The sequence below is a fragment of the Pseudomonas sp. o96-267 genome (assembly GCF_003935465.1).
Taxonomy (GTDB): domain Bacteria; phylum Pseudomonadota; class Gammaproteobacteria; order Pseudomonadales; family Pseudomonadaceae; genus Aquipseudomonas; species Aquipseudomonas sediminis.
In genome coordinates this window covers 25,081-41,246 of sequence record NZ_RHQP01000008.1, presented here as the reverse complement: position 1 = coordinate 41,246, position 16,166 = coordinate 25,081, and the positions used below count along the sequence as shown (strand labels likewise).

14 protein-coding genes and 1 tRNA gene are annotated in these 16,166 nt (G+C 62.8%); 9 read left to right on the top strand and 6 right to left on the bottom strand.

Annotated features, from left to right (window positions below; all coding sequences use genetic code 11):
* Positions 1 to 5 precede the first annotated feature (5 nt).
* Positions 6 to 2,756, bottom strand: coding sequence for a response regulator (locus EGJ86_RS07145; RefSeq protein ID WP_125834576.1), 2,751 nt, complete (start codon positions 2,754 to 2,756; stop codon positions 6 to 8).
* A gap of 121 nt (positions 2,757 to 2,877) precedes the next feature.
* On the opposite strand from EGJ86_RS07145, the gene EGJ86_RS07140 reads away from it, so the two are divergent.
* From EGJ86_RS07140 to EGJ86_RS07105, 7 genes are all read left to right on the top strand, one after another.
* Positions 2,878 to 3,588, top strand: a complete 711-nt coding sequence (locus tag EGJ86_RS07140; RefSeq protein ID WP_125834575.1) for a response regulator transcription factor — start codon at positions 2,878 to 2,880, stop codon at positions 3,586 to 3,588.
* Positions 3,585 to 4,922: a sensor histidine kinase gene (locus tag EGJ86_RS07135; RefSeq protein WP_125834574.1), complete on the top strand. Its 1,338-nt coding sequence runs from the start codon at positions 3,585 to 3,587 to the stop codon at positions 4,920 to 4,922. Before EGJ86_RS07140 ends, EGJ86_RS07135 begins: the two co-directional genes overlap by 4 nt.
* 98 nt (positions 4,923 to 5,020) lie before the next feature.
* Positions 5,021 to 5,926: a cysteine synthase CysM gene (gene cysM, locus EGJ86_RS07130; RefSeq protein WP_106733883.1), complete on the top strand. Its 906-nt coding sequence runs from the start codon at positions 5,021 to 5,023 to the stop codon at positions 5,924 to 5,926.
* Positions 5,926 to 7,284 (top strand): 23S rRNA (uracil(1939)-C(5))-methyltransferase RlmD, encoded by a 1,359-nt coding sequence (gene rlmD / locus EGJ86_RS07125; RefSeq protein WP_125834573.1) that lies wholly within the window; start codon positions 5,926 to 5,928, stop codon positions 7,282 to 7,284. The genes cysM and rlmD overlap by 1 nt, the downstream gene beginning before the upstream one ends.
* A gap of 134 nt (positions 7,285 to 7,418) precedes the next feature.
* Positions 7,419 to 9,662 carry a GTP diphosphokinase gene (gene relA / locus EGJ86_RS07120; RefSeq protein ID WP_099525263.1) on the top strand — a complete coding sequence of 748 codons (2,244 nt, stop codon included), beginning with the start codon at positions 7,419 to 7,421 and terminating at the stop codon, positions 9,660 to 9,662.
* A gap of 154 nt (positions 9,663 to 9,816) precedes the next feature.
* Entirely contained in the window at positions 9,817 to 10,647 is an 831-nt protein-coding gene (mazG, locus tag EGJ86_RS07110) for a nucleoside triphosphate pyrophosphohydrolase (RefSeq protein ID WP_106733885.1), read from the top strand.
* Between the two features lie 193 nt (positions 10,648 to 10,840).
* On the top strand, positions 10,841 to 11,380 hold the full coding sequence (locus tag EGJ86_RS07105; RefSeq protein WP_106733886.1) for a DUF2058 domain-containing protein: 540 nt from the start codon (positions 10,841 to 10,843) through the stop codon (positions 11,378 to 11,380).
* Positions 11,381 to 11,434: 54 nt separating this feature from the next.
* Here the strand turns inward: EGJ86_RS07105 and EGJ86_RS07100 are convergent, their stop codons facing one another.
* Positions 11,435 to 11,707 carry a Rho-binding antiterminator gene (locus EGJ86_RS07100; protein WP_125834572.1) on the bottom strand — a complete coding sequence of 91 codons (273 nt, stop codon included), beginning with the start codon at positions 11,705 to 11,707 and terminating at the stop codon, positions 11,435 to 11,437.
* A gap of 242 nt (positions 11,708 to 11,949) precedes the next feature.
* Positions 11,950 to 13,197: an OprD family porin gene (locus EGJ86_RS07095; RefSeq protein WP_125834571.1), complete on the bottom strand. Its 1,248-nt coding sequence runs from the start codon at positions 13,195 to 13,197 to the stop codon at positions 11,950 to 11,952.
* 318 nt (positions 13,198 to 13,515) lie between these two features.
* Between EGJ86_RS07095 and EGJ86_RS07090 the strand changes: the two genes are divergently transcribed.
* Both EGJ86_RS07090 and EGJ86_RS07085 read left to right on the top strand, forming a co-directional pair.
* Positions 13,516 to 14,655, top strand: a complete 1,140-nt coding sequence (locus EGJ86_RS07090; RefSeq protein ID WP_106733889.1) for a DUF5610 domain-containing protein — start codon at positions 13,516 to 13,518, stop codon at positions 14,653 to 14,655.
* 48 nt (positions 14,656 to 14,703) lie between these two features.
* Positions 14,704 to 14,940 (top strand): glutaredoxin family protein, encoded by a 237-nt coding sequence (locus EGJ86_RS07085; protein ID WP_106733890.1) that lies wholly within the window; start codon positions 14,704 to 14,706, stop codon positions 14,938 to 14,940.
* 62 nt (positions 14,941 to 15,002) lie between these two features.
* Here EGJ86_RS07085 and EGJ86_RS07080 read toward each other — a convergent pair.
* The 3 genes from EGJ86_RS07080 to mobA form a co-directional block, all read right to left on the bottom strand.
* Positions 15,003 to 15,079, bottom strand: a tRNA-Pro gene (locus tag EGJ86_RS07080).
* Positions 15,080 to 15,209: 130 nt separating this feature from the next.
* On the bottom strand, positions 15,210 to 15,431 hold the full coding sequence (locus tag EGJ86_RS07075; RefSeq protein ID WP_099525269.1) for a YgdI/YgdR family lipoprotein: 222 nt from the start codon (positions 15,429 to 15,431) through the stop codon (positions 15,210 to 15,212).
* Positions 15,432 to 15,518: 87 nt separating this feature from the next.
* Positions 15,519 to 16,109, bottom strand: coding sequence for a molybdenum cofactor guanylyltransferase MobA (gene mobA, locus EGJ86_RS07070; protein ID WP_125834570.1), 591 nt, complete (start codon positions 16,107 to 16,109; stop codon positions 15,519 to 15,521).
* Between the last annotated feature and the right edge of the window lie 57 nt (positions 16,110 to 16,166).

The following is a 16,166-nucleotide window of genomic DNA, read 5'->3' as shown; positions in this document are numbered from 1 at the left end:
GTTCCTCAAGCGCTTTGCGCGGCGGCTTCGCTCAGGCGCTCGATCGCTGCGTCCAGCTCGTCCAGGGCACGCTGAGCTTCGGGGTCGTCCTGTTTGAGCAGGGTCTCGCTGCGCTGGCAGGCAGCGCGCAGCTGGGGCACGCCGCAGTAGCGGGTAGCGCCGTGCAGGCGGTGAACTCGCTCGATCAACGTCGTGCGTTCACCGCTAGCGCGAGCCTGGCGGATGGCCTGACGGTCGCCGGGCAGGCCCGCCAGCAGCATGCTCAGCATATCGGCGGCCAGGTCGGGCTTGCCGGCTGCCAGACGCAGGCCTTCCTCGTTGTCGAGCACCTTGGGTTGCGACTGCGCAGGGGTGGGCGGGGCGGCCTTGTGTGTTGGCGGGTTGCGCAGGTTAAGGCCGGTCCACTTGAGCACCACCTGGGCCAATTGGCGGTCGTTGATCGGCTTGGTCAGGTAGTCGTCCATGCCGCTTTGCAACAGGGCGCGCTTCTCGTTGGCCAGGGCATGGGCGGTGAGGGCGATGATCGGTGTGGTGCTGCGGCCCTGCTCGCTTTCCCATTGGCGAATCACTTCGGTGGCTTCGCGTCCATCCATGCCGGGCATCTGCACGTCCATGAACACCAGGTCGAAGCTGTCCTGCTGCACCGCTTCTATCGCCGCGTAGCCGCTGTCGACGGCAGTCACCTGGGCGCCAAGGTCATCGAGCAGGGTCTGCACCAGCAGCAGGTTCGCCGGGTTGTCGTCGACGCAGAGAATCTGTGGTCGGCGAGTATCGCTGATCACCACCGGCTCGCTGATCGGCCGTTGCGGGCTGACCAGTTCTATCAGTGCCTTGTGCAGCTTGCGTGTGCAAGGGGGCTTGGCCTGCAACTGGTTATAGGCGTCGGGCAGCGAGTCGTGGAACAGGCCCAACTCGGTGGTCGGGCAGAGTACCAGCGCTTTGCAGCCGAGGCGGTCGAGGTCCCATATCCGTTGGCCGAGACTCTCGGGCGCCAGCTGGCTGGCGGTAATGCCCAGCACTGCCAGGCTCAGCGGGCGTTCGCGAGTGTGCTGGTTGTTCACCGCTTCGAAGAGCTGAGCGGGATCGGAGAAACTCTCCACCTCCAGGCCGCAGTCCTCAAGCTGGTGGGTCAGGGCCTGGCGCGCCAGTTCGTGACTTTCCAGCACGGCCACACGACGCCCCTGAAAGGCTGCGCGCGGCAGATCTTCGGCATCGTCGCGTGCCTTGGGCAGGGTCAGGGTGATCCAGAATTCCGAGCCTTCGCCTGGCGTGCTGTCGACGCCGATCTCGCCGCCCATCTGCTCGATCAGGCGCTTGGAAATCACCAGGCCAAGGCCGGTGCCGCCGGCCTGGCGGCTGAGCGAGTTGTCGGCCTGGCTGAAAGCCTGGAACAGCGCGCGCAGGTCCTCATCCGACAGGCCGATGCCGGTGTCCATCACGCTGATGCGCAGCTGCGCGCTGTCGGCGCTCTCGTCCTCGACCATGGCGCGCATGACGATGGTGCCTTCGCGGGTGAACTTGATCGCGTTGCTGACCAGGTTGGTCAGTACCTGCTTCAGGCGCAGCGGGTCGCCGCGCAGGGCCAGCGGCGTGTCGCGGTAGATCAGGCTGACCAGTTCCAGCTGCTTTTCATGGGCTGCGGGGGCGAGGATGGTCAGGGTGTCCTGTAGCAGGTCACGTAGGTTGAAGGGGATGGATTCGAGCATCAGCTTGCCGGCTTCGATCTTGGAGAAGTCGAGCACCTCGTTGATGATGCCGAGCAGGCTGTCGGCGGACTTCTCGATGGTCGACAGATAGTCCTGCTGGCGCGGGCTGAGCTCGCTCTTCTGCAGTAGGTTGGTGAAGCCGAGAATGCCATTGAGCGGGGTGCGGATTTCGTGGCTCATGTTGGCCAGGAATTCGGACTTGATACGGCTGGCTTCCAGGGCCTCCTTGCGCGCGAAGTCCAGTTCGATGTTCTGGATCTCGATGGTCTCCAGGTTCTGGCGCACGTCTTCAGTGGCCTGCTCGATGCTGTGCTGCAATTCTTCCTGGGCGTTCTGCAGCGCCTCGGCCATACGGTTGATGCCAGAGGCCAGTTCGTCCATTTCATGGCTGCCCAACGGTGGCAGGCGGGTTTCCAGATGGCCGTCCTTGAGCTGTGCGACCCCGGCCTTGATCGCGCGTAGCGGGCCGTTGATGCTGCGGCTCATGCGCAGGGCGAGCAGGGCGGTGACGGCAAGGCCGCCGGCGATCAGCAGCAGGCTGGCGAACAGGCTGCGGTAGCCGCTGAGCAGTGTGCCCTGGTGCGAGAGCTCCAGCTCGACCCAACCGAGCAGCTCCAGTTGACCGTCCTCGGCGAGGGTGTCGTTGAGCACCAGGTGCTGGTCGTAGACCGGCAGCAGAAAGCGCGTGGCATCCTGGCCACTGAGCAGGCTGACGCCCGGCTGGCCGCTGGGCGTGGGGTTGAGCATGCTGGGGCCGGCGTGCGCCAGGGAGGCGCGCTCAGGGGCAAGAAAACCGACTGCACGAACGTCCGGGTGCTCCAGTGCCTGCTGGGCGATACGCTCAAGCTTCTTCACGTCCTTCTGTTCCAGCGCCGGCGCCGCCAGGGGGGCCAGGTGTTCGACCAGCATCTCGCCGCGTTGCAGCAATTGAGTCTGCAAGCCCGATAGCTGCACCCAGGTGAAATAACCGCCCAGCACCAAGGCCAGCAGGCTGGTGGGCAGCAGGGTGAGCAGCAGTACGCGCCCTTTGATGCTGAGATCCTTGAACACGACCTTCCTCCTTCGGAACATCTGGGCAGTGTAGCGATTCGGCGCGGCGGAATCTGTAGGTGAGAGATTAGTGTTTAGTAGATAGAATTGTTCGCATTCAATGTCTCTTGGTTGACCACGCATGATGACCCGTACACCTACCTCGGCTCGCATCCTTGCCGTTGAGGATGACCCCTTGCTCGCCAGCCACGTACAGTCGCACCTGATGAGCTGCGGGTTTGACGTGACCTTGAGTCACGATGGCAGCGAAGGTTTGCAGTTGGCCGAAAGCGAAGACTTCGATCTGGTGCTGATGGACATCCTTCTGCCCGGCACCAATGGCCTGGAGGTGTTGCAGCGTCTGCGCCAGCGCCGCAGTGTGCCGGTACTGCTGATGTCGGCCCTGGGGGATGAGCAGAATCGCATCGCCGGGTTCAGCCAGGGTGCCGACGATTATTTGCCCAAGCCTTTCAGCCTCGGTGAACTCAGCGTGCGGGTCGAGGCGATTCTGCGGCGGGTCGCCTACGAGCGTCGCGAGCAGCACCTCGGCAGCTTCGACGGTGGCTTGCAGTTCGATGAAGGGCGCAGCGATGTCGCCTTCTCGGGTACCTGGGTGGGCCTGACGCCCAGTGAGTACCGCGTGCTGGAGTTGCTCTGGCGGCATCGCGACGAGGCCCTGAGCAAGCCCTTCCTTTATCAGCAGGCATTACGCCGTGCCTATTCCCAGCACGATCGCAGCCTGGACATGCACGTCAGCCATATTCGGCGCAAATTGCAGGCGGTGGGCTATGAGGCCACGCGGGTGAATACCGTCTGGGGCAAGGGCTACATCCTGACGCAGGCCGGGCCATGAGTCTGCCGGGACGTCATTCGCTGCTGTGGCGGCTGGCTGGCGCCCTGGCGCTGTTCTGCCTGCTGCTGGTCAGCTTGCATGTGGATGTCGGGCGGATGTTGCTCGAGGCGACCTCCTATCTGCCCGAGTCGACCCGGCAGGTGCTCAGAGACGAGGCGCGGCAGGCCGAAAAGTCATGGCGAGAGGGTGGGGCGCCTGGCGTCGATGCTTATCTACAGCACCTGCACGAGCGTGAGCGGGTCTGGGCCGCGGTGGTCGATGAGCACAAGCATTCGCTGGCCTCGCGACCACTGAGCGATGAAGAAGAGCAGCGCCTGGATTTCGTGCGCAAGCTGGATTTTCCCGTGGGCCGACCAGGCGGTACGCCGACCTTCTACGTGCCCTTCAGCGATGGAAAGGCCCGCCTGGTCATGGCGTTGCCGCAGCACTTGAATCCGCGCAAGTACAACGAGCTGTGGGAGCTGCTTCTGCAGCGGGTACTGCCGGCGGTCTTGGCCGTGGTCGTGGCACTGCTGCTTTATCGGCTGTTGATCGCCCCCTTGGCGATCCTTCGACGCCAGGCTGCCGCGCTGAGTGCTGGTGATCTGTCTGCCAGGCTTGGCCTACCGGTCACCGGGCGCAAGGACGAGTTGGGTGAGCTGGCGCGAAGCTTCGACCATATGGCGGAGCGCCTGCAGGGTACGGTCGCGTTTCAGCGTCAGTTGTTGCGCGACCGTTCTCATGAACTGCGCACGCCGCTGAGCCGCTTGCGTGTGGCCGGGGAGAACGAGGGTGACAACGTTGCACTGCGCCAGCGCCTGGCACGTGAAGTGGATGCCATGGAAAAACTGGTCGGCGATGCTCTGGAACTGGTCTGGCTGGACACGGAGCGACCGCAACTGCCCTGCGAAGAGGTGGATGTAATCCGGCTGTGGGATGTGCTGCGCGAGAACGCCGGCTTCGAAACCGGCTGGCCACTTGCGCGCATGCCCTGCGATCTGCCGGTAGGTTGCCGAGTGCGCGGCAATCTCAATGGTCTGGCGCAGGCGCTGGAAAACATCCTGCGCAATGCCATCCGGCATTCGCCGCACGACGGGTTGGTTCGCCTCGCTGGCCGGCAGGAAGGCGATCATTGGTTGCTGTGGATCGAGGATCAGGGGGCGGGTGTGGCAGAAAACGAGCTGGAGACCATCTTCCGTCCGTTTACCCGTCTCAGCACCGCCAGGCCGGGCGGCGACGGTTTCGGCCTGGGGCTGGCCATCGCCCGTAGCATGATCGAGACACAAGGCGGTCGCGTCTGGGCCGAGAACGGCAGGCATGGCTTGCGCGTATCGCTGCGCATGCCGGCGGCCTGATCACGCCGAACAGCCGCTGGTTACGTTCGCTGGGTGATGCCGCGGCGGGTTCGGCGTATCATGACGCCCCTTCGCGTCAGTCTGGATTCGAGCGACCCATGACCCTGCAATTTCCCACCATTGCCGACTGCATCGGTAATACCCCTCTGGTACGTCTGCAACGCCTGGGCGGTGACACCAGCAATACCTTGCTGGTCAAGCTGGAAGGCAACAACCCGGCCGGTTCGGTCAAGGATCGTCCGGCCTTGTCGATGATCAACCGCGCCGAGCTGCGCGGCGCCATCCAGCCCGGCGATACCCTGATCGAAGCCACCAGTGGCAACACCGGCATCGCCCTGGCCATGGCCGCGGCGATCAAGGGTTACAAGATGATCCTGATCATGCCGGACAACTCCACCGCCGAGCGCAAGTGGGCGATGACCGCTTATGGCGCCGAGCTGATCCTGGTCAGCAAGGAAGAGGGCATGGAAGGCGCGCGTGACCTGGCCGAGAAGCTGCAGGCCGAGGGCCGCGGCAAGGTGCTCGACCAGTTCGCCAACGGCGACAATCCCGAGGCGCACTACAGCGGTACCGGCCCCGAGATCTGGCGCCAGACCGGCGGGACCATCACCCACTTCATCAGCTCCATGGGGACCACCGGCACCATCATGGGCACCTCGCGCTACCTCAAGGAGCAGAACCCGGCGATCCAGATCGTCGGTCTGCAACCGCAGGAAGGCTCGGCCATTCCCGGCATTCGCCGCTGGCCCGAGGAATACCTGCCGAAGATCTATCAGGCCGAACGGGTCGATCAGGTGATGGACATGGGCCAGGCCGAGGCCGAGCACGTCATGCGGCGCCTGGCGCGGGAAGAGGGCATCTTCTGCGGCGTGTCTTCAGGTGGCTCGGTGGCCGGCATGCTGCGCCTCTCGCAGCAGCTGGAGAACGCGGTGCTGGTGGCGATCATCTGCGACCGTGGCGACCGTTACCTGTCCACCGGCGTTTACGAAGAACCGGCGCGCTGATGGCCAGACGCAGCTCCAACCTGCGCTTTCAGCCCAGCGGCGGCAGCCGTGCGGCGCAGGTGCCGGTCGGCAAGAAGCAGAAGCTGTCCATCGAGCGTCTGGCCGGTGACGGTCGCGGCATCGCCTTCGAAGGCGGACGTACCTGGTTCGTTAGTGGTGCACTGGCCGGCGAAGAAGTTGAGGCGCGGGTACTCGCTGCCCGCAGCCAGACCGTCGAGGCACGCGCCGAAAGGATCATCGCCGCCAGCAGCGAGCGCCGCGCGGCGCCCTGCGTGCACGCTGACCGTTGCGGCGGCTGCAACCTGCAGCACATGCCTCATGCCGATCAGTTGGCCCTGAAACAGCGCACGCTGGCCGAGCAGTTGTCACGCCTGGGCGGCGTGCAGCCAGACGAATGGGCGGCGCCGCTTGCCGGTCCTGAATTCGGCTACCGCCGTCGCGCGCGCATTGCCGTACGCTGGGATGCCAAGGCGCGTCAACTGCAGGTCGGCTTTCGTGCCGAGGCCAGTCAGGACATCGTCGCCATCGACGAATGCCCGGTGCTGGTACAGCCCTTGCAGCCTATTCTCACTGCGTTGCCGGCGCTGTTGCGCAGTCTGGAGAAGCCACAGGCAGTCGGACACGTGGAGCTGTTCAGCGGTACGGCCGAAGCGCTGCTGCTGCGCCACACTGCCGCTCTGACGGAGGCTGATCTGAGTCGCCTGCGCGTGTTCTGCAGCGAGCATCGCGCGCAGCTGTGGCTGCAGGGCGAGGGGCAACCCCAGCCTGACGACCAGGCCGCTGAGCTGGGCTTCATGCTTGAGCGCTGGCAACTGCACTTGGCCTATCGGCCGGGTGACTTTGTGCAGGTCAATGGTCTGGTCAACGAGGCGATGGTCGCTCAGGCGCTAGACTGGTTGGCAGTGCAACCTGGCGAGCGGGTGCTGGATCTGTTCTGCGGCTTGGGTAATTTCGCCCTGCCGCTGGCGCGGCAGGCCGCTGAAGTGGTGGCTGTGGAGGGTGTCGAGGCGATGGTGCAGCGTGCCGCAGGCAACGCGCAAAACAATGGTTTGGACAACGCGCACTTTTTCCGTGCCGACCTGTCCAACCCGCTGGCTTGCGAGGCCTGGGCGCAGGGCGGTTTTACCGCGGTGCTGCTTGACCCGCCACGCGATGGTGCGTTGCAGGCGGTACGCGGGATGACGGAGTTGGGCGCACGGCGCCTGGTTTACGTCTCCTGCAACCCGACCACCCTGGCGCGCGATGCCGCCGAACTGGTGCAACAGGGGTATCGTTTGCGCCGTGCCGGGATTCTCGACATGTTCGCGCAGACCGCGCACGTCGAGGCGATGGCTTTATTCGAGAAACCCGAGGTCTAGGCCTCGGGCCAAAGCGGTACGTTCGGTACCGCAGGGATGCGCAGGACGCGCATTCTTTCAGTTAATCCGACCGGCTCAGAGAAGGCCGGCGACTGCTCGGTGCGACCTAAGCGCACCGTAGGGAAGGTAAGACGATGGTTCAGGTGAGAGCGCATCAGCCGGTCAACGATGACGGCAGCATCAACCTCGAGGCCTGGTTGGAGCATGTCACCCGCGTCGATCCGGCGCTGGATCGTCAGGCGCTGCAAGAAGCCTGCGAATTCGCCCGTGATCTGGAGCAACAGGCCAACACCAATCAGCATCACTGGAGCGAGGGCGCTTCGACATTCCGCGCCGGTCTCGACATCGCGGAAATCCTCGCCGATCTCAAGCTCGATCAGGATTCGCTGGTCGCCGCGGTCATCTATCGTGGCGTGCGCGAGGGCAAGATTACCCTGGCCGCGGTGCATCAGCGCTTCGGTCCGGTGGTGGCCAAGCTGATCGAAGGCGTGCTGCGCATGGCGGCGATCAGCGCCAGTATCAACCCGCGTGAATCGGTCGTGCTCGGCTCGCAAACGCAGGTGGAGAATCTGCGCAAGATGCTGGTGGCCATGGTCGACGACGTGCGCGTGGCGCTGATCAAGCTGGCCGAGCGCACCTGCGCCATCCGTGCGGTCAAGGAGGCTGACGAGGAAAAACGCCAGCGCGTGGCACGCGAAGTATTCGACATCTACGCGCCGCTGGCCCACCGCCTGGGTATCGGCCATATCAAGTGGGAGCTGGAGGATCTGTCCTTCCGCTACCTGGAGCCGGAGCAGTACAAGCAGATCGCCAAGCTGCTGCACGAGCGTCGCCTCGATCGCGAGCAGTATATCAACGACGCCATGGCGAATTTGCGTCAGGAGCTGGAAGCCACCGGCATCAAGCCCGACATCAGTGGGCGGGCGAAACACATCTATTCGATCTGGCGCAAGATGCAGCGCAAGGGCCTGCAGTTCAGCCAGATTTACGACGTGCGTGCGGTACGCGTGCTGGTGCCGGAGGTGCGCGACTGCTACACCACCCTGGGTATCGTGCACACCCTGTGGCGGCACATTCCCAAGGAGTTCGACGACTACATCGCCAACCCCAAGGAAAACGGCTACCGCTCGCTGCACACCGCCGTGCTCGGCCCGGAAGGCAAGGTGCTGGAGGTGCAGATACGCACCCACGCCATGCACGAAGAGGCCGAGCTGGGCGTCTGCGCGCACTGGCGCTACAAGGGTACCGACGTCAAGTCCGGCTCCAACCACTATGAAGAGAAGATTTCCTGGCTGCGTCAGGTCATCGAGTGGCACGAGGAACTGGGCGATATCGGTGGCCTGGCCGAGCAGTTGCGCGTGGATATCGAGCCGGACCGGGTCTACGTCTTCACCCCTGACGGCCACGCCATAGACCTGCCCAAGGGCGCGACGCCGCTGGACTTCGCCTACCGCGTGCATACCGAGATCGGCCACAACTGCCGAGGCGCCAAGATCAACGGCCGTATCGTGCCGCTGACCTACAGCCTGCAGACCGGCGAGCAGGTGGAGATCATCACCAGCAAGCAGGGCTCGCCGAGCCGCGACTGGCTCAACCCCAACCTGGGCTACGTCACCACCAGCCGCGCGCGGGCGAAGATCGTCCACTGGTTCAAATTGCAGGATCGCGACCAGAACGTCGCCGCCGGCAAGCAGCTGCTCGAACGCGAACTGGCACGCATGGCCCTGGTCGGTGCGGACTTCGACAAGCTGGCCGAGAAGGCCAACCTGAAAACCGCCGAGGACCTGTTCGCTGCCCTGGGTGCTGGCGACGTGCGCCTGGCCCATGCGGTCAACCTGGCGCAGCAACTGGTCGAGCCGGAACGCGGCAACGAGCAGTTGGAGCTGATCCCACGCAAGGCGCAGGGCTTCAAGCCGGGCAAACGCGGCGACATCCAGATCCAGGGCGTCGGCAACCTGCTGACGCAGATGGCCGGCTGTTGCCAGCCGTTGCCGGGCGATCCCATCGTCGGCTACATCACCCTCGGCCGTGGCGTCACCATTCACCGTCAGGACTGCCCAACGGCGCTGCAGCAGACTGCGCGCGAGCCGGAGCGGATGATTCAGGTGAGCTGGGGGCCGGTACCGGTGCAGACCTACCCGGTGGAAATCGTCATCAAGGCCTACGACCGCTCCGGTCTGTTGCGAGACGTCACCCAGGTGCTGCTCAACGAGAAGCTCAACGTGCTGGCGGTCAACACGCGTTCGAACAAGGAGGACAACACCGCCTCCATGTCGATCACCGTGGAGATTCCAGGGCTCGATGCCCTGGGTCGTCTGCTGGCGCGTATCGGTCAGTTGCCCAATATCATCGAGGCGCGTCGCCACCGCGTATCTTAGGCTTCGTACGGAAAGTGCCTGCGCTCGGTGATGCTGCGTTGAAATCGCTCTCAGAATGCTCATTTACAACACGTAAACTGCGCTTCTTCGAGCGATTTCGCCTTGCCTGACCTTCGCTCGACGACTTTTCGTACAAACCCTAGCGAGAGCTTTCATGTATCGACTCGACGACCTGCTGCACCTGATGGCCCGTCTACGCGATCCGCAGCACGGCTGTCCGTGGGATCTGAAGCAGAGCTACGCGAGCATCGTGCCCTACACCCTGGAGGAGGCCTACGAGGTCGCTGATGCAATCGAGCGCAGCGACTTCGAACATCTGCCGGGCGAGCTCGGCGACCTGCTGTTTCAGGTGGTCTACTACAGCCAGCTGGCGCAGGAGGAGGGGCGTTTCGACTTCGCTCGGGTGGTCGATGGCATCACCAGCAAGCTGATTCGTCGCCACCCGCACGTGTTTCCCGACGGTGATCTGTACGGGGCGCCGGACGCCGCCAAGCTGGAGGAAGCTGCGGTCAAGCAGCGCTGGGAAGAGCTAAAGGCCGAGGAGCGCGCCGAAAAGGCCGCTGCACCCGAGCAGCTATCCCTGCTCGATGATGTACCGACGGCGCTGCCGGCGCTGTCGCGTGCGGCCAAGCTGCAGAAGCGTGCGGCCCAGGTCGGTTTCGATTGGCCCGACGCCTTGCCGGTGGTGGACAAGGTGCGTGAAGAGCTGGATGAAGTGCTCGAAGCCATGAGCGAGAACGATGCCGAGGCGGTTGCCGAGGAGATTGGTGATCTGCTGTTCGTCGTCACCAACCTGGCGCGACACTTGAAGGTGGACCCGGAAGCGGCATTGCGCGCGGCCAATGGCAAGTTCGAGCGGCGTTTTCGCTTTATCGAACAGAGCGTACGTGAAGCCGGGCGCAGCATGGACGGTTGCTCGCTTGAGGAGCTGGACGCCCTGTGGGGCGAGGCGAAGAAGCTGGAGAAGCAGTCGCCTGGCTGTTGAACCCTATAGACGGCGGCGTTCCGATTTATCCGCGAAGCCTTTGCTGTCCGCCTTTCGCGGCTGAAGCGGTTCGCCGTCCGGTCGCTCCTAAAGGCTGGAGCCGCCGCTGCTTAGCCCTTATGCTGGGCGCCTTGGACTGGCAGCGCGAATCTGCGTCGCTGCCGCAACTGAATCATGTTCGGGATCTTTAGTCATGGGTCTTTCCCTGCGCGACCAGCTGCTCAAAGCCGGCCTGGTCAATGAAAAACAGGCCAAGCAGGCTGGCAAGCAACAGCAAAAGCAGAAGCGTCTGGTGCAAAAAGGCCAGGCCGAACTGGATGACAGCACACGCCAGGCCGCGCTGCAGGCGCAAGCCGAAAAGGCCGCACGTGATCAGGAGCTGAATCGTCAGCAGCAGGAAAAAGCCGAGCAGAAAGCCCGCACAGCGCAGGTCAAGCAACTGATCGAGCTTTCACGCCTGCCCAAACTCGATGGCGATGATTACTACAACTTCGTCGATGACAAGAAGGTCAAGCGCCTGCCGGTCAACACCATGGTGCGCAACAAGCTGTCCAACGGCTGGCTGGCCATCGTCCGACATGGCGGTGGTTACGAGATCATCCCGCGCGAGGCCGCGCTGAAGATTCAGGAACGTGATGCTTCGCGTATCGTCCTGCTCAACACCCATGTCGAAGAGCCGGATGCCGATGATCCTTACGCGGCCTATCAGATTCCCGATGATCTGATGTGGTAATACCGCATCACAGGACGCCGTAGGGTGCGCCGTGCGCACCGCGATGCCATGCGATCAGCAGCGATTGCCGTTCAACAGCACCCGACCAAAGCTGGCGCCAGCATCCTGTGGGGTGAACGCCAGCAGGCGGTCCATGCGCAGGCGTTGCTCGCCGTCGGCTGTATGCACCAGCAGAAACTCTTCCTTGCTCGCCGTGGTTTCGGTGGACAGGGCCTGGCCCAGTAGGTGAGAGCCGTCGACCAGTTCGATATCCAGTTTATAGCGGTGCATGCAGGCGATCTCCAGATAGTCGTAGAGATCACAGGCCAAGGGCTGGTAGTTGTCCATCGAGGACGTCCTCCGTGGTCAGGCCAACCTGGAATGAAATAGTCGTCATTCCCGCGCAGGCGGGAAACCAGAATCCCGCAGTACCTGGACTCCCGCCTTCGCGGGAGTGACGGTGTAGAGCTTTGAGCGTTTCCCTGGTCGAGAAAGGTTCAGGCAGCTTGCACTTCTCCAGTTTCGATAAAAACAAAAAAACGCCGCAACCCGATACCGGTGTTGCGGCGTTTTCGTTTCGCGGATGCGCCTTACATCAACGGAATGGTATAGCTGACGATCAGACGGTTCTCGTCCAGGTCGCCGATGCTCGCGTTGGAACGCACCATCGCGTTACGCCAGCGCACGCCGAGGTTCTTCAGCGGGCCCTGCTGAATGATGTAGCTGATATCGACGTCGCGTTCCCATTCCTTGCCGCTCGCCCCACCCACACCGTCGAAGCCGTCACCGGTGACGTAGCGGACGAAGGCGGTCAGACCCGGAATGCCGTAGCTGGCGAAGTTGACGTCATAACGTGCTTGCCAGGATTTCTCGTCCTTACGGGTGAAGTCGAGAATCTGGATGTAGTTGACGATGTACGGATCGGTTTCGGTCAGGAAGGGGAAGGCGTTGTCGCCGCCGACCTTCTGGTAACCCACGCGGAAAGTGTGTGCGCCAATGCCGGCCCAGAGATTGACCGAGGTCAGGTCGTTGTCCAGCTTGCCGCCGAGTTTGCGACCGTTATCCTGGGAGTCGAAGTAGGCCAGGTTGGCGCCCAGTTTCCAGTCGCCGATCGGCTGCACATGGATCAGGTTGTACAGCTTCTGGTCGTAGATATCCTCCAGCTCGCCATACCACACGCCAACGGTGGTGTTGCCGCCGTTGAACTTGTAGTCGCCGCCGGCGAAGTTGTAGCGGTCGCTCTCACCGGCCACGTTGGTGGCGGTGATGTCGACCCGGTCGGTGGAGGCGCGCTGGTTCACTTCACGCAGTTGGCCGCCGGTGAGGGTCAGGCCGTCGATTTCCTGCGAGGTGATCATGCCGCCGGTGAACACCTGTGGCAGCAGGCGCGAGTCACCGGAGGAGACGATGGGCAGCTTGGGCATCAGTCCGCCGACCCTGCCGGCGGTCTTGGAGATGCGTGCCTTGACCGCGCCGCTGAACTCGGAATATTCGTCCGGTCCCTCGTTGCCGAAGCCGTTGGGCAGCAGGCCGGTTCCGGCGCGCTCGTCAGATGAGTCGAGTTTCAGGCCCAGGCCCGCATAGGCGTCCAGGCCAAAGCCGACGGTGCCCTCGGTAAAGCCGGACTCGGCCTTGAGGATAAAGCCCTGTGCCCATTCCTCGCGCTTGGACTGCTGCGCGGCAGTGGTGTCGCGCAGGTCCCGATTCATATAGAAGTTGCGCAGCTCCAGAGAGGCTTTGCTGTCACCGATGAAGTCAGCCTGTGCCAGACTTGGCAGGCTCAGGCTGGCGCCCAGCGTGGCGAGGGCCACGGCACGGGCGAGGGGAGTTTTACTCATTATTGTTGTCTCCTCGTTGTTATAAGCAGGTTGGCCACGAAGTGACCAGCCAGTTACGGCGCGACGAAATAAAGCATTTCGCCTGCGAGTCGACTGTAAGACTTTAGTCTGTCGAGCCTTGAGTGGAGCCGGAGCGTAAACAGCCGTGGGCTCTAGGTCGTGCTTGTCAGGGATTTTCGGCGGCTGGCCATCGATCGGGAAAATTTCGCTGGAGCACAATCGAGCTGAGAAAAATCGACAACCGTTGGTCGATAAAGGTTAAAGCTTGCCTTTTAACGGCCGTTAAGTTCGGCAGATAACTTGTTCGGGTGCCCAGTCATGAATCCTTTGAGCTCACTGAATTCCGCCGCTTCCCGCGCTGCGCAAGCCAGCCAGTCCATGGCGGCGCGCAGCAATAGCGCCGATGCCCAAGCCACCTTGGCCAATCGCCTCGCCGAGAAGCTCGGTGTGCCGGCCGGCTCGTTGTCCGGAACGCGTGATGACTACACCCCGGAGAAAGTGGCTGGGCGGATTCTGGGTTTTATCGAGCAACGCCTGCAAAGCGAGGCCGCTGCAGGCGCTGATCCGGCCAAGCTGGACAAGCTGTTGTCCCAGGCGCGTGATGGCGTCGAGAAGGGTTTTGCTGAGGCACGCAAGATTCTCGATGGCATGGGCGTGCTCAAGGGGCAGGTGGCTAGCGATATCGACGATACCTACAAGCGTATTCAGGATGGCTTCGGCGATCTCGACAAGCGTTTCGGCAGCGCCGCCCCTGGCGCCTCGGGCCAAGTGGCGATGGCGGGTTACAGTGAGCGCTTCAGCGCGCTGGCGGAGACCTTCGATTTGTCCGTCACTACTCGCGATGGTGACCGCCTGCGCATTTCCGTGGCGCAGGCTTCCGCCAGCTGGTCGCAGAGCAGTTTTGCCGCCTCCAGCGATGGTAAGTCCACCAGTGTGGTGGGCAGCAGCCAGTCTGGCAGCATGCGTATCGGCGGCTGGCAGGTGGATGTCGAAGGTGAGTTGGACGACGACGAGATCAAGGCGTTGGAGAAGCTCTTCAGCCAGGTTCAGGATCTCTCCGACAAGTTCTACGCCGGTGACCTGGCAGGCGCCTTCGATCGCGCTATGGCGCTGGATATGGATGGTGAGCAATTGGCTTCGATGTCGCTACGCCTGACGCAGACCACCGTGCGTCAGGCCACCGATGCTTATGGCGCCGTGGCCGGGCAGGGCGCCAGTGCGGTCAATGCGGGGCTGCAGGAATATGCCCAGGGCCTGCTCGATGCGCTGCGCAGTGCCGGTGATCTGGCGCAGGACGCTGGCGGTATGCTCAAGGAACTGCTCAAGGGTGGCTTCTCGCTCGACGAGCGCTTCGACCTGCCTCGCCTGGAAAAGGCCGACAGCCTCAACCGCAGTCTGCTCGACGGTTTGCAGTCGCTGCTCGCCGGTCAGGCGGGCAAGGTCGGCGACGCGAGCTGATCTAGCCCAGTGCTAAACTGCGCACCTTGCTGATAGTGAGGTGCGCTCATGACGCCTGAATGCCAACTTTTCGGAACCCTGGGCTGCCATCTTTGCGAGGTGGCCGAGGCGTTGCTCATGCCATTCGTCGAGAATGGCTTGTTGGTCGAGTTGATCGACATTGCCGAGCATGAGGGGATGGTCGAGCAATACGGATTGCGTATTCCGGTATTGCGCCGTTGCGATAATGGCCGCGAGCTGAACTGGCCATTCGATGCCGAGCAGGTGGTGGCCTTTCTGAGTTGAGAGAGTCAGTTCGACAAAACGCAGCCAATAAAAAACCCGCCGATTAAGGCGGGTTTTTGATTTGGTCGGAGAGACAGGATTCGAACCTGCGACCTTCTCGTCCCGAACGAGACGCGCTACCAAGCTGCGCTACACTCCGAATGCCGCGTATTCTACCGAAAAACTTTTACCGCACAAGGGGTTAGCCCGAAAAAACTACGAGTCGGCAACCCGGTTGTCGACTCGTATCATCCATCTGGCTGGCCGATATGGGCGCTCAGGCTGTTGCCTCAGAGCTCCTTGACGGTTTGCACCTGATCTTTGTTGATCGTGGCGCGTTTGCCGTCGAGCTGTTCGAACTCGTAGAAGCCGGATTCTTCATCGAATTTGGGCTTGTCCACGGTCTGGATCTCACGGCCGTCATTCAGCGTGATTACCGACGGCGAGGAGCAGCCGGCCAGTACAGCGAGGCCGATCGTCATAAGCAGGGCGGGGATTATCCGTTGGTTCATGGTCTGTCTCCTTGAGTACAAAAGGTGGGGCTATACCCTCGCTCAGACGTAAAACTGTCGTATGAGTTCCGCTGAGTGCGTGGTGTTTCAGTGCGAAGGGGCGTGACTCGCCAAGGTTTCCGGCGTATTGAGGTTGGCTAGTCGTGCATCCTCTATGGGGCAATCGACAGCGATGGGCGCTAATTTACCGAACCAGCGCTGCGGGCTGCGTTCTCCGGATTGCCATGCACGTTCCAGGTCGTCTTTCAGTCGTGTCGGCAGCAGGCAGAATAACGGTTGCCAGTAGTTGCCCTGGCGAATCACCACCGGTTGGGGTCCCGCGTGCGCTAGCAGCGACTCGATCAGCGCGTGGTCGACCAGCGGGGCGTCGCAGGGCAGGACCAGCATTTGCTCATGGCGTGCCGTAGCCATGCCGGCGCGGATACCAGCCAGTGGGCCCTGAAAATCCTGATCTTCGTCGGTGACCAGTTGGTCGGCATAAGGCGCATAGCGCTCGGTGTTGCGGTTGCAGGAGATGATCAGGTCGTCGCTCAAGGGTCTGGTCAGGTCATGCAACCAGGCGATCAGTGGGCGGCCGCGCCAGTCCAGCAAGCCCTTGTCACGGCCACCCATGCGCTGGCCTCGGCCGCCGGAAAGCAGCAGCACCGAGCAGGTGGGTAGTGGGTTGGATACGGGCATGCGGGCGGTCTCCGAAGACAGGCTGTGTGATATAACAGCGCCCATTCTCTCCCAATT